Source organism: Caulobacter sp. GW821-FHT05F04 (assembly GCF_059419665.1).
In genome coordinates, this window is record NZ_JBWKSF010000010.1 from 1 (window position 1) to 16,947 (window position 16,947).

General features: G+C 67.9%; 16 protein-coding genes and 1 pseudogene. 11 read left to right on the forward strand and 6 right to left on the reverse strand.

Annotated features, from left to right (window positions below; all coding sequences use genetic code 11):
• On the forward strand, positions 1 to 611 hold a 611-nt coding region (locus AC07R7_RS22295; RefSeq protein WP_494636627.1), incomplete at its 5' end, for a hypothetical protein.
• A gap of 24 nt (positions 612 to 635) precedes the next feature.
• On the forward strand, positions 636 to 1,979 hold the full coding sequence (locus AC07R7_RS22300) for a M56 family metallopeptidase (RefSeq protein ID WP_494636628.1): 1,344 nt from the start codon (positions 636 to 638) through the stop codon (positions 1,977 to 1,979).
• Positions 1,980 to 2,041: 62 nt separating this feature from the next.
• On the opposite strand, the gene AC07R7_RS22305 is transcribed toward AC07R7_RS22300, so the two are convergent.
• Positions 2,042 to 2,497 (reverse strand): hypothetical protein, encoded by a 456-nt coding sequence (locus AC07R7_RS22305; RefSeq protein WP_492886676.1) that lies wholly within the window; start codon positions 2,495 to 2,497, stop codon positions 2,042 to 2,044.
• Between the two features lie 199 nt (positions 2,498 to 2,696).
• Here AC07R7_RS22305 and aroC point away from each other — a divergent pair, with 199 nt between their 5' ends.
• From aroC to AC07R7_RS22320, 3 genes are all read left to right on the forward strand, one after another.
• Complete coding sequence (gene aroC, locus AC07R7_RS22310) at positions 2,697 to 3,815, forward strand: chorismate synthase (protein ID WP_494636629.1); 1,119 nt, start codon at positions 2,697 to 2,699, stop codon at positions 3,813 to 3,815.
• Between the two features lie 179 nt (positions 3,816 to 3,994).
• Positions 3,995 to 4,537, forward strand: coding sequence for a response regulator (locus AC07R7_RS22315; protein ID WP_492886680.1), 543 nt, complete (start codon positions 3,995 to 3,997; stop codon positions 4,535 to 4,537).
• A 48-nt stretch (positions 4,538 to 4,585) separates the two neighbouring features.
• Complete coding sequence (locus tag AC07R7_RS22320; RefSeq protein WP_492835912.1) at positions 4,586 to 4,828, forward strand: hypothetical protein; 243 nt, start codon at positions 4,586 to 4,588, stop codon at positions 4,826 to 4,828.
• A gap of 9 nt (positions 4,829 to 4,837) precedes the next feature.
• Here the strand turns inward: AC07R7_RS22320 and queE are convergent, their stop codons facing one another.
• The 3 genes and pseudogenes from queE to queC all read right to left on the reverse strand — a co-directional run bounded on the left by queE (position 4,838) and on the right by queC (position 6,307).
• On the reverse strand, positions 4,838 to 5,470 hold the full coding sequence (queE, locus tag AC07R7_RS22325; RefSeq protein WP_494636630.1) for a 7-carboxy-7-deazaguanine synthase: 633 nt from the start codon (positions 5,468 to 5,470) through the stop codon (positions 4,838 to 4,840).
• 17 nt (positions 5,471 to 5,487) lie between these two features.
• Positions 5,488 to 5,622 (reverse strand): annotated as a pseudogene (locus tag AC07R7_RS22330) (hypothetical protein); the annotation flags it as partial.
• Positions 5,579 to 6,307 carry a 7-cyano-7-deazaguanine synthase QueC gene (gene queC, locus AC07R7_RS22335; RefSeq protein ID WP_492886684.1) on the reverse strand — a complete coding sequence of 243 codons (729 nt, stop codon included), beginning with the start codon at positions 6,305 to 6,307 and terminating at the stop codon, positions 5,579 to 5,581. The pseudogene AC07R7_RS22330 and the gene queC, both read right to left, overlap by 44 nt.
• A 479-nt stretch (positions 6,308 to 6,786) precedes the next feature.
• On the opposite strand from queC, the gene AC07R7_RS22340 reads away from it, so the two are divergent.
• From AC07R7_RS22340 to AC07R7_RS22360, 5 genes are all read left to right on the forward strand, one after another.
• Complete coding sequence (locus AC07R7_RS22340) at positions 6,787 to 9,621, forward strand: TonB-dependent receptor (RefSeq protein WP_494636631.1); 2,835 nt, start codon at positions 6,787 to 6,789, stop codon at positions 9,619 to 9,621.
• A gap of 187 nt (positions 9,622 to 9,808) precedes the next feature.
• Positions 9,809 to 11,338 (forward strand): response regulator, encoded by a 1,530-nt coding sequence (locus tag AC07R7_RS22345; protein WP_494636632.1) that lies wholly within the window; start codon positions 9,809 to 9,811, stop codon positions 11,336 to 11,338.
• Between the two features lie 209 nt (positions 11,339 to 11,547).
• Positions 11,548 to 12,276: a helix-turn-helix transcriptional regulator gene (locus AC07R7_RS22350; protein WP_494636633.1), complete on the forward strand. Its 729-nt coding sequence runs from the start codon at positions 11,548 to 11,550 to the stop codon at positions 12,274 to 12,276.
• A 130-nt stretch (positions 12,277 to 12,406) separates the two neighbouring features.
• Positions 12,407 to 13,222: an acyl-homoserine-lactone synthase gene (locus tag AC07R7_RS22355; protein ID WP_492835920.1), complete on the forward strand. Its 816-nt coding sequence runs from the start codon at positions 12,407 to 12,409 to the stop codon at positions 13,220 to 13,222.
• A gap of 243 nt (positions 13,223 to 13,465) precedes the next feature.
• A complete protein-coding gene (locus AC07R7_RS22360) occupies positions 13,466 to 13,897 on the forward strand; it encodes a helix-turn-helix domain-containing protein (RefSeq protein WP_492835922.1) in 432 nt (143 codons plus the stop codon).
• 198 nt (positions 13,898 to 14,095) lie between these two features.
• Here AC07R7_RS22360 and AC07R7_RS22365 read toward each other — a convergent pair whose 3' ends face one another.
• Positions 14,096 to 14,449 carry a PilZ domain-containing protein gene (locus AC07R7_RS22365; protein ID WP_494636634.1) on the reverse strand — a complete coding sequence of 118 codons (354 nt, stop codon included), beginning with the start codon at positions 14,447 to 14,449 and terminating at the stop codon, positions 14,096 to 14,098.
• A 218-nt stretch (positions 14,450 to 14,667) separates the two neighbouring features.
• On the opposite strand from AC07R7_RS22365, the gene AC07R7_RS22370 reads away from it, so the two are divergent.
• A complete protein-coding gene (locus tag AC07R7_RS22370) occupies positions 14,668 to 15,642 on the forward strand; it encodes a glucokinase (protein WP_494636635.1) in 975 nt (324 codons plus the stop codon).
• Between the two features lie 14 nt (positions 15,643 to 15,656).
• Here AC07R7_RS22370 and AC07R7_RS22375 read toward each other — a convergent pair whose 3' ends face one another.
• Positions 15,657 to 16,898: a methionine gamma-lyase gene (locus tag AC07R7_RS22375; RefSeq protein WP_494636636.1), complete on the reverse strand. Its 1,242-nt coding sequence runs from the start codon at positions 16,896 to 16,898 to the stop codon at positions 15,657 to 15,659.
• Between the last annotated feature and the right edge of the window lie 49 nt (positions 16,899 to 16,947).

The following is a 16,947-nucleotide window of genomic DNA, read 5'->3' on the forward strand; positions in this document are numbered from 1 at the left end:
GCGTCATGACTCAGGCGATGGCTCCGGCCATCGCCGCCGAGGACGCCGCGCCAGCGGCGGAAGCGGCGCCGGCCATGGACGCCGCCCCGGCGCTCGCGGCCGCGCCGGCGGCCGAAGCCGCTCCCGCCCGGGAGGCCGTCGCGGCCGCGCCCGCTCTGTCGCCCCTGACCCCGATGGCTCCCGCGGCGGCGGCGGCGGCGTCCCCGCCCTTGGCCGCGCTCGCGCCCATGGCGCCGACGCGGGTGCGCGCGGGACCTAACCCGAACCCACGGCCTGATCCGCATCCCGATCCCCATCCCGACCCACACCCGAACCCGCGCCCCAATCCCCAGCCCAATCCTCGCCCCAAGTCGAAGCTGACCGGCCTCGAGTTCCGGGCCGACAGCCAGGAGACCTCGCTCAAGGAAGACAAGGTGGTCTTCATCGGCGACGTCGAGGTGCGGGGCCGGCTGGACCCGGTGAACGTGGTCGTCAGGGTCAACGGCGCGACGGCCTCGCCCGGGTTCCAGCCCGCCGACCTGCGCGTGGGCGTCATCCAGCGCGTGGAAGTGACCAACGCCAAGTCCGGCAATCCGACCGTCAACGTCGTTCTGAACGACCCGCTGAAATAGATCTCGAGCTCGTGGAGTGATCCCATGAACGCGCTCTTCGCCTCCGCCGCCCTCGGCCTGGCCGCCGCCTGGCCGGCCAGCGGCCTGGGCTGGGTGCTCGGCAAGGCCGCCGACAAGCTGACCGGCGATCCCCTGACCCGGGTCAAGGCCTGGAACCGGGCGGTGGCCCTGCCGCCGACGGTGCTGGCCCTGATGGTCGGCGTCTCGGCCCTGCCCCAGGAGACCACCGATCCGGTCTATCAGGTCGCCATGACCACCCGCGCCGCGGCCACCGCCGGCGCCGTGGTCCATGACCTGTCGACTCGCGCCCTGCCGGCGGTCAATACCGGCGAGATGCTGGGCACAGTGCTGATCCTGGGCGCGCTGGGCGGCCTGGCCGTCGCGGGCGCCCGCCAGATCGCCGGCCGCGCCAAGCTCGAGCGCATCGTCCGCGACGCCCGTCCCGTCTCACAGGAGCTGGCCCTGGCCGTCCGCGCCGCCGCCCGCCGGCTGGACACCGGCCGGCCCGAGGTGAAGGTCAGCGACGTGATCGACCAGCCCCTGCTGGCCGGCCTGACGACGCCGGTCATCCTGCTGCCCGCTGAGTTGGTCGAACGGCTGGACGTCCACCGCCTCGTGCCGATCTGCGCCCACGAGCTGGCTCATCTGAAACGTGGCGACAATTGGCGGCTGCTGGCCGAGCACCTGCTGGGCGGGCTGTTCTGGATGGTCCCGCCGTTCGCCGCCATCCGCGCCCGCGCCGCCGCCACCCGCGAGGAGCTGAGCGACGCCCTGGCCCTGGACGGCGCCAGCCCCGCCGACCGCCACGGCTATGCCGAGGCCCTGATCGCGGTGTTGCGCGGCCGCGCCGCACCCGCCCTGCATCCCGCCTTCACCGGCAAAGGACGAAAGCCGACCGCCATGCGCCTGCGAGCCATCACCCATCCCCAGGACCCCGCCAGCTTCACCCGCCGCGCCCTGCTGGGCCTGGCCAGCCTGCTCGCCATGGCCTTGATCGCCGGCGGCTCGATCGCCCTGGCCCAGCAAGGCGAGAACCAGCGCGGCAGCCGGACCGTCATCAGCGACAACGGCAGCGGCCAGTATGTCGAGATCCGCTCGGACATGGTCCGCGTCAGCAACGCCGAGATCGTCAAGGGCAGGCTGAAGGTTCCGGACGGCCAGGTCTCGACCTATCACGGCCACGTCCAGGTTCGCGGCCGGCTCAGGGCCCCCGAGACGACGGTGCTGCTGAACGGCGACACCCCGCCGGCCGGCTTCGATCCCACCACCCTGCCCGACGGGGCGATCGAGCGGCTGGACGTCGTCAACCACTCGACCGGCGGCAAGTCGCGCGTGACCCTGAACGTCTTCCTCAAGCCTGGCGTCTAGCGCCGCGAAGGCGCACGGCTAGGCGGCGGAGGTCGCGCCCCCGCCGCCGGCGCCGAGCCGTGTCAGGCCGGGCTGAGGACCTTGAAGTCGGCCTTGGCGCGAGCGGCGTCACCGGTCTTCACGGTGAAATCGTAGTCGCTCCAGTAGATCGCGATGATGTTGGGCGAGCTGCTGTTGAACGACACGGTGTGGGACTCACGCCGTGAGGAGTAGATGCTCAGATAGTAGACGTCGTGCGTCTCGTCCTCGAAGGCCAGGTACATCGAGCCGCTGAAGGCGCCGCTGGGCCCTTGGGCGTCGACGCGAACCTGGTAGCTGTAGAAACCGGCGTTCGACAGGAGCTCGATCCCGAACACCGTCCCCTTGTCGTTGGCCACGACGCAGTTCTGCGGCGAGTTGCCGTTCACCGTCGCCGACTGCCCCACCTGCATGCCGCCGGGACAGGTCGCCTTGTGGTACTTGCCCCGGTCGGAGCATTCGCCGCAATCACCCGCAAAGTTCGCCACACCACTGGTCATTTGCTTCTCCCATCGGTTTTTCGTGAGTGATCGGCGCGTCCCATTCCGGGGATCGACGCCGAGCGCCAAGGTACCAGCCACCCCTCAAAATACAATCTATAAGGTTTTTCAAATCTAATTCTATTCAAACGAGCATTTGAGCTTGAGTGTTAAGCCCGGCGGCTTTGCCCAGCCCGACGTTTCCGCTAAACCCCCCGCCATGTCGCACAACACCTTCGGTCACCTGTTCCGCGTCACCACCTGGGGCGAAAGCCACGGCCCGGCGCTCGGCTGCGTCGTCGACGGCGTGCCGCCCGGCATCGCCCTGACCGCCGAGATGATCCAGGCGTTCCTCGACAAGCGCCGCCCAGGCAATGGCAAGTTCGTCACCCAGCGCCAGGAGCCGGACGCCGTGCGCATCCTGTCGGGCGTGTTCGAGGACGAGCGCACCGACGGCCAGCGCACGACCGGCACGCCGATCAGCCTGATGATCGAGAACACCGACCAGCGCTCCAAGGACTATGGCGAGATCGCCCAGGCCTTCCGCCCGGGCCACGCCGACTATCCCTATTTCGCCAAGTACGGCGTGCGCGACTATCGCGGCGGCGGGCGCAGTTCGGCACGCGAGACGGCGGCGCGGGTGGCGGCCGGCGCGGTGGCCCGGCTGGTGATCCCCGGCGTGACCATCCGCGCCGCCCTGGTGCAGATCGGTCCGCACGCGATCAACCGCGACAACTGGGACTGGAGCCAGACCGAGCAGAATCCCTACTGGTCGCCAGACGCCGAGATCATTCCCGTCTGGGAAGAGCACCTGGAGACGATCCGCAAGGCCGGCTCCTCGACCGGGGCCGTGGTCGAGGTCGAGGCCGTCGGCGTGCCCGCCGGCTGGGGCGCGCCGCTCTACGGCAAGCTGGACGCCGAACTGGCCGCCGCCCTGATGTCGATCAACGCCGCCAAGGGCGTCGAGATCGGCGAGGGCTTCGCCAGCGCCGCCCTGACCGGCGAGGACAACGCCGACGCCATGCGGCTGGGCGACAACGGTGAGCCGGTATTCCTGTCCAACCACGCCGGCGGCGTGCTGGGCGGCATCTCGACCGGCCAGCCGGTGGTGGCGCGCGTGGCCTTCAAGCCGACCTCGTCGATCCTGATCCCGCGCCAGACCCTCAACGAGGCCGGCCAGGAGATCGACCTGCGCACCAAGGGCCGCCACGATCCGTGCGTCGGCATCCGCGGCGTACCGGTGGTCGAGGCCATGACCGCCTGCGTGCTGGCCGACGCCTTCCTGCGCCATCGGGGCCAGACGGGCGGCCACGTGTTCGCGCCCGGCGCGAGCCGCTAATAAGAGTGACCAAAGGTCGAAAACCACGATTTCCGAGCCCTGGTCACTGATTAGGCTCAGCTTTTCGGGTTGACGTGCATACGATTGCAAAGGTATGGCTCAATACGCGTATCCCCTGGCGCGCGAACGACACACGCCATGGTTGTGATACGTTAGGCGAGGACGGGGGGGCTCGGCGCGTGCGGTTCGATCTCCTGAAAATCCTGCTGGTCGACGACAACCAGCACATGCGGATGTTGCTGATCGAGATCCTGCGGGCGATCGGCGTGCGCTATGTGTTCGAGGCCATGGACGGCGCCGAGGCGCTGGCGATCCTGCGCTCCACCGCGATCGACGTGGTGTTCACCGACCTGTCGATGAACGGCCTGGACGGCATCGATTTCGTCCAGCTGGTCCGCCAGTCGCCCGACAGCCCCAACCCGTTCGTGCCGATCGTGATGATCACCGGCCACTCGACCGAGCGCCGGGTGCATGAGGCCCGCGACGCCGGGGTCAACGAGTTCCTGACCAAGCCGGTCACGGCGCGCGGGGTCATCCACCGCCTGACCCTGCTGATCGAGAACCCCCGCCCGTTCGTCCGCGCGGGCGACTATTTCGGCCCTGACCGTCGCCGCCGCGCCGATCCGCGCTACCGGGGCGAGCGCAGGCGCGAAGACGACAAGCGGGCGCTCTATGTGGACGACGCCGAGGCGGGTCGCGGCCATCCGACGCGGAGAATTTAAACCTTTGGCCGGCTAGAACGTGGTGAACAGCGTTTTGCGAGCTTCACCATGACCCTTCGCCGCCTGGCTCCGCCTTCCCGCGTCGCGCCCCTGGCCGCCATCCTGACGATGGTCGCGCTCTCTCAGACCGGCTGCCTCGCCGCGGCCGCTGTCGGGACCGTGGCCGGTACGGCGATCGGCGTCACCGGCGCGGTCGTCGGCGGCGCGGGCAAGGCGGTCGTCGCCACCGGCAAGGCGGTGATCCCGGGCGACGGCAAGAAGGACCGCGATCGCGACGACTATCGCCGCTAGCGCTAAGGCCTAGGGCAGGCCCAGATACTTGTGCGTCTGGACGCTCAGGCGCCATTGCGGGTGCGCCAGGCAATAGGCGACCGCCAGCTGGGTGTTCCGGTCGCGATCCGGACCGTCCATCGGCTGCAGGTAGAACCGCTCGAAATCCAGACCCGCGAAGCGCTCCGGCATGGCCTTGTCCTGCGGGAAGACCAGCTTCAGCTCCTGGCCCGAGGTCTGGACCACCGGCGCGTCGGCCTTGGGGCTGATACAGATCCAGTCGATCCCCGCCGGGGCCTCCAGCGTGCCGTTGCTCTCGCAGGCGATCTGGAAACCGCGCGCGTGCAGCGCCGCGATGACGGCGTCATCCAGTTGCAGGAACGGCTCGCCGCCGGTGCAGACCACCAGCCGGTCGTCCGGTCCGCCGGTCCACTGGGCCTCGACGGCGGCGGCCAGGGCCTCGGCCGTGGCGAACTTGCCGCCGTTCTCGCCGTCGGTTCCGACGAAGTCGGTGTCGCAGAAGGTGCAGACGGCCTTGGCGCGGTCCTGCTCGCGGCCGCTCCACAGGTTGCAGCCGGCGAAACGGCAGAACACCGCCGCCTTGCCCGCCTGGCCGCCCTCGCCCTGCAGGGTCAGGAAGATTTCCTTGACGGAGTAAGTCATGCGCCGACCGCCTTGGCCCGTCCTCGTCCTTCGACAAGCTCAGGATGAGGACTATTGCGGACGGTCAGGCTGAGAACCTCATCCTGAGCCTGTCGAAGGACGAGGTTCTCACGCACCGAGCGCCTCGCGTCCCGCCGCGACCCACTCGACATAGCCCTTCTCGCGCAGCTCGCACGCCGGGCAGGTCCCGCAGCCATGGCCCCAGGCGTGGAGTTCGCCACGTTCGCCCTGGTAGCAGGTGTGGCTTTCCTCGATGATCAGCTGAACAAGGTCTTCGCCGCCCAGCGCCTTGGCCAGGGCCCAGGTCTGGGCCTTGGTCAGCCACATCAGCGGGGTCTCGACCCGGAAGTCGCGGTCCATGCCCAGGTTCAAGGCGTTCTGCTGGGCGTCCAAGGTGTCGCGTCGGCAGTCGGGATAGCCCGAGAAGTCGGTCTCGCACATGCCGCCGACCAGGGCCTCGATGCCCCGACGGTCGGCCAGGGCGGCGGCGTAGATCAGGAACACCAGGTTGCGGCCCGGCACGAAGGTCGAGGGCAGGCCGCGCTCGGTCATCTCGATGGCGCGGTCGGCGGTCAGGGCCGATTGGGCCACGGCGCCGAAGCTCCGGATGTCCAGCACGTGATCCTCGCCCAGGCGATCGGCCCATTGCGGGAAGCGGGCGGCGACCTCGCGGCGCACGGCCTGGCGGGCCTCCATCTCGACGACGTGGCGCTGGCCGTAGTCGAAGCCGACCGTCTCGACGCGCTCATAGCGTTCGAGGGCCCAGGCCAGGCAGACGCTGCTGTCCTGGCCGCCGGAGAACAGAACGAGCGCGCCAGTGGACGTATTCGGGCTCATGCGAGCCTCTCAAGGTGGAAAAGGGGGAACATGGCCCCTCCTCTACACGAGGCAAGGCCAAGCCGGAACCGCCAGGGGCGGCATCGGGAGCGCGCCAGGCCGACTCATGCGATACTCAATCGACGAATGAGAGCGAGATCTTTTACCCGCCAAACCCAGTCATATCTCGCCATTGCGAGATATATTGGCGCCCCTTGGCGCCGAGTTCCGTTACGGAAACACCAAACTTGATCTTCTAATCAATCAAAACGCACCCGTACCGGGAGAACGCCGCCTCCTGGAAAGTGAAAAGGCGTAACCTATCGCTGTTCACTTACGAACGCGCCAGTTGACAGCTTTCAAACGCAAGTATGCAATCTCGGAATGCTGCGATGGGTTCGCCGTACGCCCGCGTGGTGAGAACAGTACGGCGCCGAGGAAACATCGGCCCTCGCAGGCTCCATTCATAAGGCGCCGCCCGGGTCCAGGGAGGGAATTCAATGTCGCAAACTCTGCGTATGCGGAGCCTATTGGTCATGGGCGCTTCGGCGGTCGCGATCTCCGGCTTCGCCGTCCCCGCGTTCGCCCAGCAGGCCGCCAAGCCGGCGCAGCAGAACACCACCGTCATCGAAGAGCTGGTCGTCACCGCCCAGAAGAAGGAAGAAGCGCTCCAGGACGTGCCGATCGCCGTGTCGGCGTTCAGCCAGGACTCCCTCGAAGCGCAGAAGATCGACGGCGGTCCGAACCTTCAGCAGGCGATTCCGAACGTCAGCTTCGCCAAGAGCAACTTCACCAACAGCTTCAACTTCCAGATCCGCGGCATCGGGGCCAAGGCCGTCGGCGCCTCGGCCGACCAGGGCGTCGGCGTCCACCTGAACAACGCCCCGATGCAGTCGGGCAACCTGTTCGAGGCCGAGTTCTACGACGTGGAGCGCGTGGAAGTGCTGCGCGGCCCGCAGGGCACCCTCTACGGCCGCAACGCCACCGGCGGCGTGGTCAACGTCATCACCGCCAAGCCGACCGACCAGTTCGAGGCCAATATCCGCGCCGAGTACGGCAACTACAATTCGGTCAAGCTGCGCGGCATGGTCAACGTGCCGATCTTCGGCGACAAGCTGGCCGTCCGCCTATCGGGCGCCTCGCTGAAGCGCGACGGCTTCGTTACCAACACCTTCAACAACCACGTCGTCGACGATCGGGACCTCTACTCGACCCGCGTCCAGGTGATGTTCAATCCGACCGACAAGCTGCGCACCAACTTCCTGTGGGAACGCTTCCACGAGAACGACAACCGCGCGCGGACCGGCAAGCAGCTCTGCACCAAGGACAACGGCCCGGCCACGGTCGGCGGCGTGCCGACGGGCGCGGCGCGCGGCTTCCTGACCCAGGGCTGTCTGCCGGCCTCGCTGTACGGCTCCAGCGCCTATGGCACGGTCAACACCTCGGGCACGCTGACGGGCCTTCTGGGCAACATCTTCGGCTTCACCTCGGGCGATACGAACCTGGGCGACACCACCTCGACGAACCTGCGCGAGATCGAGACGGCGCTGGATCCGCTCTACCGGTCGGGCTCGAACGTCTATCAGCTCACCCTGGCCTACGACCTGACCGACGCCCTGACGGCCACCTCGATGACCGCCTACAGCAAGGGCAGCGTCTATACGAAGCAGGACTACAACCGGAACGTCTCGCCGGTCCCCTTCAACAACACGCCCTTCACGCCGGGCGGGTTCTTCAACGACCCGCAGGTGGGCAATACCAACAAGTTCACGACCATCGACGTCTCGTCGGGCCGTTCGGAACAGTTCAGCCAGGAACTTCGCTTGCAGTCGGCCTTCGACGGCCCGCTGAACTTCACCGTCGGCGCCATCCACTTCACCTATCGGACGCTGACCGACTACTACGTGATCGGCAACTCGCTGACCCTGTCGTCGCTGGCCCTGAACTTCTCCAAGACCGGCAATCCGAACTGCAACCCGGCGACCACCGCCAACTGCATCGGCATCGACACGGCGGCCGACCCGACCGGCGACGGCCACAACTACTATGACAACCGCACGCCCTATACCCTGGTGTCGGACGCGGTGATGGGCGAGCTCTACTATCAGGCCAGCGAGGACCTGAAGTTCACCCTGGGTCTGCGCCAGACCCGCGACAAAAAGGCGGTCAAGAACTACTCGACCGTCCTGCTGGCCCCCGGCTACGGCCTGACCTTGAACCCGACCAACCCGGACCAGCGCGCCCGCTTCAACGAGACCACGGGCCGCATCGGCGTGGACTACAAGGCCCACCTGGGCTTCACCGACGACACCCTGCTCTATGCCTTCTATTCCAAGGGCTACAAGGGCGGCGGCATCAATCCCGGCGTCCCGGCCGGGGCGGTGGGCATCCGCCAGACCTTCGACCCGGAGTTCGTCAACGCCATCGAGATCGGCGCCAAGAACACCCTGGCCGGCGGCAGCGTGCTGATCAACGCCACGGGCTTCTCGTACGACTACAAGGGCTATCAGATCTCCAAGATCGTGAACCGCACCTCGGTGAACGAGAACGTCGACGCCAAGGTCTACGGCTTCGAACTGGAAAGCATCTGGTCGCCGGTGCGGAACCTGAAGCTGAACGCCAATATCGGCTATCTGCACACCAAGATCGGCGACGGGGTCACCTCGATCGACACGATGAACCGCACCCAGTCCAACCCGGCCTATACGGTCGTGAAGGTGGGTCCGAACTCGTCGGCCGTCGGCGCCAACTGCGTGCTGGCCACCGCCGGGGTCGCCACCATCCTGGGCGCCGGCGCCGGGGCCACCCTGCCTTGGGCTTGCTCGGGGGCGGCGGCCTATCAGGCGTTCCTGTCGACCCCGGCCGCGCTCGGCGGCGCGGGCCTCCCCGCGCCCACGGCCGCCTTCCTGGCCAACGCCACCGGGCTCTACACCTATGGGGCCGGCTACTCGATCGAAGGCGCGGCGGCGAACCTGTCGGGCAATGAGCTGCCGAACTCGCCGCACTGGACCACCTCGCTCGGCGCCCAGTACACCTTCGAGCTGCCCTCCGGCTGGTCGGCCACCCTGCGCGGCGACTACTACCGCCAGAGCCAGCAGTTCGCTCGCGTGTACAACACCGAGTACGACCGCCTGAAGTCGTGGGACAACGGCAACATCACCCTGAAGGTGGAAAAGCCGGAATGGGGCGTCTCGATCGACGCCTATGTGAAGAACATCGGCAACAAGACGCCGATCGTCGACGCCTACACCACCGACGACAGCTCGGGCCTGTTCACCAACGTGATCACCGCCGAGCCGCGCCTCTATGGGGTGTCGATCACCAAGTCCTGGTAGGTCTGGTTACGCAAGAAAATGGAGGGGACGGCGGGTCATCCGCCGTCCCTTTTTCGTCGGAGCTCCGGAGGCTCGGCGGAAAGGTGAGCGATTTCCCACGATTACCGCGCCGCGACCGCGCCCAACTTAACGACTCCGCAAGGCCGGCTAGGGCAAGCTGTCCTTCCAAATCCCAGCGAAACGCCGCATGGAAACGCTTTACCGTCTGATCGATCTGAGCGACCCGATCGCGCCCGGCACGTCCTGCGCCGAGGCGGCCGCGATGTTCGACGCCGATCCGGCCGTGCCGGCGCTGGCGATCGTCGACGCCGGCCGCGCGCCGGTCGGCCTGGTGTATCGCGACGTTCTGCAGGGCATGATGCGGGTCGCCGAGGAAGCTATCGCCGGCAAGCCGATTTCCGAGGTCATGGACACCGCGCCGCGTATCGTCGCGGCCCAGACCGACGCCAGCAGCTTCGTCAACACCCTGGCCGACAGCCCCACGCCCGTCTTCCGCACCGCCTATATCGCCGTGGACGCCGCCGGCCGCTATGTGGGCGTCGGCGGCCTGGGTTCGCTGCTCGCCTCTCACCGTCGGCGTCAACGCGACGCCCGCGACGCCATGGGCATGGCCGAGCGCATGGCCGTCGACATCGGCGCCCACCTGGACGGCGTGCTGGCCATCACCGAACGCCTCGAGCAGCAGCGTCTGACGCCGGACGCCTCGGCGTTCGTGCGCGCCATCGGCGACACCAGCCGCGACATGGGCGCGACGGTGAACCGCGCCATCGACCTGCACCGCTCGTCCCGCGGCCAACTGACCTTCGCCCCCACCCCCACCCGCCTGCGCGACCTGGCCGACGCGATCGAGGCCCGCTGGGCCGAACGCGCTCACGAGGGCGGCTCCACCCTGTTGGTCTCCTACAACGGCGATCCGGAATGCGGGGTCGAGGTCGACGGCGAGCGCCTGCTGCAGGTGTTCGACATCCTGATCGAGAACGCCCTGGCCGCCGGCCGCGGCATGATCGAGACCCGCCTGACGGCCCGCGCCGAGGGCGACCAGATCCGTCTGGAAGGCCTGGTGCGCGACAACACCGAGGGCCACGCCGACGAGCGCCTGGCCCGGATCAACGACCCGCTGGGCCCGTCCAGCCTGCAAGACCGCAACGAGATGGCCCTGGGCGTGGGCATGGCCCTGGCTCACCGCGTCCTGCGCGCCATGGGCGGTCCCTTGCACGCCGAGGCCAATCGCGGCGCCGGCCTGACCGTCGGCTTCGGCCTGACGCTCGCGGCGGCCGCCGCCGAGGCCGAGATCCACGAGGAGCAGGCCGTCGCCTCCCGCGCCGCCCACATCCTGATCGTCGACGACAACGCCACCAACCGCATGGTCGCCGAGGCGCTGTGCGACATGTTCGAGTGCACCTCCGAGCAGGCCGTCGATGGCGTCGACGCCGTCGAGATGGCCAAGGGCGGCCGCTTCGATCTGATCCTGATGGACATCAAGATGCCGCGCATGGACGGCATCGCCGCCACCCGCGCCATCCGCGAGATCGGCGGCCGCGCTGGCGGCGTGCCGATCGTGGCCCTGACCGCCAACGCCGATCCGGCCGACGTCCAGACCTACATCGCCGCGGGCATGCAGGACGTGGTCGAAAAGCCGATCAAGCCCGAGCGCCTGGCCACCGTGCTGAGCGCCCTGTTGGGCGAGGACGAAGACGGCGAAGAAGCCGCCGCCTAGAAACCAGATCAACAGGCTCTAATTCATAGACTTAGAGCGCGGTCGAGCGGTTTACCCGTTCACACCTAAACCTAACGCGCTCTAGCCGCGCCCGCGCATCCGGCGACAATTGGACGCCGCTTTCCGACGCTACCCTGGATAGCACACGCTTGGCGCCGAGGCGTATCCCAGCCTAGCTTCGCTCTCAGCGTGAGTACGGAGCGTCTCGAGTGCTGAATACGGCGGAACAACAGGCCTGGGCGTTTCTCAGCCAGGCGCCGCACCTGGGCTCGGCCCATGAGGTGGAAACCCATTTCGCCCAGGCGATCGGGGCCTTCGGTTACGACAAGTTCTGCGCCACCCTGGTCAATGCCGAGCACTATGGCAAGGAGCCGCCGACGCTGAGCCGCCGCGACTTCGAGGGCTGGGACCAGCGCTATTGGAGCGAACGCTACGTCGTCCACGATCCGTGCGTGAAGCTCCTCCTGAAGTCGCCGCGCTCGTTCGCCTGGACCGACGCCAAGCCGCTGGGCGACGGCCGCGCCCAGTCCATGTGGGGCGAGGCTTCCGAGCTGGGCATGAACGACGGCTATGTCGTGCGCGTCTTCGGCCCGGCCGGCCAGGAAGTGCTGATCCGCATGTCGACCGAGGCCCCCACCACCGACCCGACCGCGCGCGCGGTCATCGACAGCCTGGCCACGGTGTTCGGCGCGATCATGCTGAAGCACTGGGAAATGCAGGACGACAATCCCGACTACGGGGTCATCTCCGAGCGCCAGGCCCAGTGCCTGTACTGGGCCAGCCGCGGCAAGACCGACTGGGAGATCGGCGCGATCCTGCAGTTGTCGCCGCGCACGGTCCATCACCACATCGAGGCCGCCAAGAAGCGGCTGGGCGTGGTCAAACGCCAGGAAGCCGTGCTCAAGGCGGGTGAGCTGGGGTTGCTCTCAAAACTCTAACCCAGACCCCCGCGGCCCTGACAAGCACCCTCCGCGCGCAAGGCTTAGGCCGTTTGGCCTATCGTCCGTTCGCCGGATCATGCCCCCTAATGCAGGCCGTTCCTGTTTTCGCCAGCTTTGGGGGCCGGCCATGATCCACATCATCACTTCCGAGAACCGTCATCTGTACGGCCCGCAGCTCTGGGCCATGCACGAAGAACGCCGGCGCCAGTGCGTCGAGAAGAACGGCTGGGTCGACCTCGTCGTCCTGGATGGCGGCGAGGTCGACGACTATGACGACCACCGCGCCATCTATCTGCTGGGCTTCAACGACGCCCTCGAGCTGGAAGTCGGCCTGCGCCTGCGGCCCACCGACGACCGCTGCATGCTGGCCGATAAGTTCGCTCACCTTATCGCGCCCAGCGAAACGCCCAAGAAGGGCGCCGACATCTGGGAGGCCTCGCGCCTTTTCACCACCGAGGCCTATCGCCGGCGCAAGGGCCCCGGCCGGGGCGAGCGCGTGTTCGAGTGCTGGGCCGCCGCCTTCGAACTGGCCCTGCGCCGGGGCGTGACCCGCTTCGTGGGCATGATCGACATGCAGCTCTATCCGGGCATTCTCAACTCGCCGATCGACACTCGTCTGGTCGGTATTCCGCGCCCCTATGCGTACGGCGTGGTGGCGGGCTCCGAGATCGCCGTCTCGCAGGCTCTGCTGGACCGCGTGCTGGAGGCGATCGGCCGTGAATCGCCGATCGGCTACGAGATCGACGCCCTGGACATGATGGCGTTCGGCGATCTGGCCTCGGTGCAGCGCCAGGTCACCCGCGCCATGACGCCGCAGCTGACCGCCGGCGCCCCGCGCGACGAGACCCTGGCGGCCGAGACCCTGTTCCGCCTGCACGACAGCACCGGCGAGGCGCGGCGCATCTGGGAGGGCCGCGCCGACGGGTCGCCCCTTCACGCATAAGAATTTGCGGCGTGCGGTTCGTTCCGATAGGAACGGGCCGCACACGGACTTTGGCCACTCGCGCTGGGCGGCAGCGGATCGCCCTTCGGTTGGCGGCGAATCGTCTCCTTGGCGGCTAACTTCCTCGGATCGGGGAGGCCAGCTGGACCATCGCGACGTAACGCCGCGCTATGAACGCCCCAGCTTCCGCCGACGTCACGGTCGTGTCATTTTCTCCGAACAACCGTTGGAGGCGGAAAACAGATGAGCGAAGAAACAGAAGGCCGACGCCCCAACCCTGTCGACCTGCACGTGGGCGGCCGTGTCCGCATGCGTCGCAAGCTGCTGGGCGTGAGCCAGGAACAGCTGGCCGACAGCCTGGGCCTGACCTTCCAGCAGGTGCAGAAGTACGAGCGCGGCGCCAATCGCGTCAGCGCCAGCAAGCTCTACGAGATCGCCAAGACCCTGCAGGTCCCGGTGTCGTTCTTCTTCGACGGCCTGGCCGATCCGATGAGCGGCGCGCAAGTCGACGACGCCGCCCAGCACGCCGAAAAGGTGGTTCAGGAGTTCCTGACCACGCCGGAAGGCCTGGAGCTGGCCGAGGTGTTCCCACGCATCGGTCGCGGCCGCGTTCGTCGTCAGGTTCTGGACCTGGTGCGTGCGATGGCCGACGAAGCCTCTCGCGAAACCGCCTGAGGCCGGAGCCCTTTAGCTCTAGATGGAACCATCTTGAGCATTCAAAAGGGCTCTAAACGTTTGATTCTACAGCCTGTTTATCCCGTTTAGACGGATCCATCCAAACGGGACAGGCTCTAGGTGCGCTCCGCTCAAGCGCGCCCCGCTCTAGCGAAAAATGAGAAGACCTCGGCTCGCGGGCCGAGGTCTTTTTCATATTTACCCTGTCGAGACACCGGATTGCGAGGCCAGCCAGATCCGCTTGGCGGCGCCCGCGATGGCGGGGGTGAGGCCGCGAAGGTCGTAGGTGCGGACGATGCGCATGCCCACCTCGCGATCGCGCTGCCAGGCCACGGTCACGTCGTGGGCCAGGCCAGCGACAAGATCGACCAGCTGCGCCTTTCCCGGCGGGGCGGCGCCGGACAGCATCTGGATGCGCGCGCCGCTGCTCGACAGGTCGCGGATCACGCAATCCCATGCGAAGGCGCCACACAGGATCTTGCCGGATCTCTGAGTCTGAATACGGACGGCTGTCCGTCGATCGTGATCGCCGCCTGACGCGTACTTCGCCATGCGGGGATAAACGCACGCCGCGGTTAATCGGCCGTCTAAATTTAGGATTTAGTCGTGAAGGTTAACGCGGCAGGAGCGGGAGGCGGGGTTTGACTTTGGTGGTGACAACCCTGTCATAACGCCGTTCTTCAGGGATATCGCCATTTGCCGGTCCATGTTACCGGTACAACAGAGTTCACCGAAGCCGGACAGAAGATCCGGCCGTACGAGGAAACGACATGGCTAAGGGATCGGTCTTGCTGGCCGACGTGAACGGGCGCGACCTGGCGTTGGCGGTCGTGCGTCCTGGCGATCCGCCCCGCGCGCACCAGGAATTGGCCTGCGGGTCCCTGCGCGAACTGGAGCTGCACCTGGCCACCGCCCTCGCCAAGGGCGGCCATGGCGAGTTGATCGGCGCGGCGGTCTGCGGCGCGGGTCCGGAGATCGACGGCGCGATCGCTCTGACGGCTGGCGACTTCACGGTGACCCAGTCGTGGCTGAGAGCGGTGCTCAAGACCCCACGCGTGACCCTGCTCAACGATTTCGCCGCCTGCGCGCTGGGCGCGCCGCGACTGGCGAACACCGCCATGACCCTGATCCACGCCGGCAAGCCGGCCAAGAACGCGCCGATCGCGGTGATCGGCCCCAATCTTGGCCTCGGTGTCGCGGGCCTGTCGCCACATCGCAACGACGGCTGGGTCCCGGTGGTCAGCGAAGGCGGCCACATCGACTTCACGCCCGGCGAGGCGCGCGAGGTCCCGGTCTTCTCGGCCCTGCAGATCAAGTACGGCCGGGTCTCGGCCGAACACTTCCTGTCGCAGCAGGGACTGGCGGACATCCATATGGCGCTGGGCGGCGATACCGACAGCGACGATGTGATCCTGTCCCGCGCCCGCGACGGCGACGCGCGGGCCCGCGAGGCGGTGTCGATCTTCAGCGCCCTGCTCGGCGCCTTCGCCGGCGACGCGGCCCTGATGTTCGCCGCCCGCGGCGGCGTCTACATCAACAGCCCGCTGATGGAGCGCTTCGGTGACCTGCTGGACCGCGCGGCGTTCGCCAGACGGTTCTCCGACAAGGGCCGGATGGGCGCGTATGTGCAGGGGATTCCGGTGTACCTGGCCGTCGGCCGCTGCACCCTGCTGGGCTTGTCCGGGCTCTTCAGCGCCAGCGACATGAGGTACGCGGCCGACGAGGTGAAGTTCCTGGACTGCTGAGATCGCCCCCTGCGTCAGGCGGAGACGGCGCCCTCGGTCGGCCTCGGGGGCAGGTCCCCCGGCGGGGGAGCGGCAATCGCCAGCGCTCCTTCCAGATCGCCCAGAATATCCGCCACGTCCTCCAGCCCGACCGACAGCCGCACCAGCCCCTCGCCGATGCCCGCCGCCGCCCGCTCCTCGGGCGAATAGGGCGAGTGGGTCATGCTGGCCGGGTGCTGGATCAGGGTCTCGGCGTCGCCCAGCGACACCGCCCGGCGGATCATCGTCAGCCGGTTCATCATCGCCACACCCGCCGCGTGGCCGCCCTTCAGCTCGAAGGCGATCATGCCGCCGCCGCCGGCCATCTGGCGTTCGGCCAGGGCGTGCTGCGGAAAGCTCCTCAGGCCCGGATAGAACACCCGCGCGACGGCCGGGTGCGCCTCCAGCCAGCGGGCGACGGCCTCCCCGCTCTGGCTGTGGCGGGCCATGCGCAGCGCCAGGGTCTTCAGGCCCCGCATGACCAGAAAGGCGGTGAACGGCGACATCACCGCCCCGGTCATGTCCTTCACGCCGACCAGGCGCACGCGGCCCATGTCCTCGACGCCGCCGACCGCGACGCCGCCCACGAGGTCGCCGTGGCCGCCCAGATACTTGGTCGCCGAGTGGACGACGATGTCCGCGCCCAGGCTCAGCGGCCGGGTCAGGACCGGCGTGGCGTAGGTGTTGTCGACCACCACCTTGGCGCCGGCGTCGCGGGCGATCCGGCTGATCGCGGCGATGTCCACCAGGCGCATGTTCGGATTGGCCGGAGTCTCGAAATAGACGATCCGGGTCTTGTTCGAGATCGCGTCGGCCAGGGCTTCGGGCCGGGTCATGTCGACCGTCCGCACCGTCACGCCGAACCGGGTCAGGCCGTCGCGCAGAAAGGCGAAGGTGCAGCCGTAGAGTGTCTGGTCGGTGATAACCTCGTCGCCCGCCCGCAGGAAGCTCCACAGCGTGGCGGTGATCGCCCCCATGCCCGAGGCCGTGGCGACGGCCGCCTCGCCGCCCTCCAGGCTGGCCAGCCGGCGCTCCAGAAGGTCGGTCGTGGGGTTGGAGATCCGCGAGTAGAAGTGCCCCTCCCGCGTGCCAGCGAACATCTCGCCGCCGGCCTCGGCGCTCTCGAACGCGAAGGTCGAGGTCAGGTGCACCGGCGGCGTCAGCGCCCCGTGCTCGTCGGCGGGATCATAGCCCGCGTGGATCGCCCGCGTGGAAAAGCCGCCCTGGTCGTTACGCATGTCTCACTCCCTGTCGGGTGAGAGTGGCGCGAACCTGGACGGCATGGAT

Bases quoted from the DNA above. Each gene is read 5' to 3' on its own strand.
- AC07R7_RS22300 (WP_494636628.1), top strand. From the start codon at position 636: ATGAACGCGCTCTTCGCCTCCGCCGCCCTCGGCCTGGCCGCCGCCTGG.
- AC07R7_RS22305 (WP_492886676.1), bottom strand. From the start codon at position 2,497: ATGACCAGTGGTGTGGCGAACTTTGCGGGTGATTGCGGCGAATGCTCC.
- aroC (WP_494636629.1), top strand. From the start codon at position 2,697: ATGTCGCACAACACCTTCGGTCACCTGTTCCGCGTCACCACCTGGGGC.
- AC07R7_RS22320 (WP_492835912.1), top strand. From the start codon at position 4,586: ATGACCCTTCGCCGCCTGGCTCCGCCTTCCCGCGTCGCGCCCCTGGCC.
- queE (WP_494636630.1), bottom strand. From the start codon at position 5,470: ATGACTTACTCCGTCAAGGAAATCTTCCTGACCCTGCAGGGCGAGGGC.
- queC (WP_492886684.1), bottom strand. From the start codon at position 6,307: ATGAGCCCGAATACGTCCACTGGCGCGCTCGTTCTGTTCTCCGGCGGC.
- AC07R7_RS22340 (WP_494636631.1), top strand. From the start codon at position 6,787: ATGTCGCAAACTCTGCGTATGCGGAGCCTATTGGTCATGGGCGCTTCG.
- AC07R7_RS22345 (WP_494636632.1), top strand. From the start codon at position 9,809: ATGGAAACGCTTTACCGTCTGATCGATCTGAGCGACCCGATCGCGCCC.
- AC07R7_RS22355 (WP_492835920.1), top strand. From the start codon at position 12,407: ATGATCCACATCATCACTTCCGAGAACCGTCATCTGTACGGCCCGCAG.
- AC07R7_RS22360 (WP_492835922.1), top strand. From the start codon at position 13,466: ATGAGCGAAGAAACAGAAGGCCGACGCCCCAACCCTGTCGACCTGCAC.
- AC07R7_RS22365 (WP_494636634.1), bottom strand. From the start codon at position 14,449: ATGGCGAAGTACGCGTCAGGCGGCGATCACGATCGACGGACAGCCGTC.
- AC07R7_RS22370 (WP_494636635.1), top strand. From the start codon at position 14,668: ATGGCTAAGGGATCGGTCTTGCTGGCCGACGTGAACGGGCGCGACCTG.
- AC07R7_RS22375 (WP_494636636.1), bottom strand. From the start codon at position 16,898: ATGCGTAACGACCAGGGCGGCTTTTCCACGCGGGCGATCCACGCGGGC.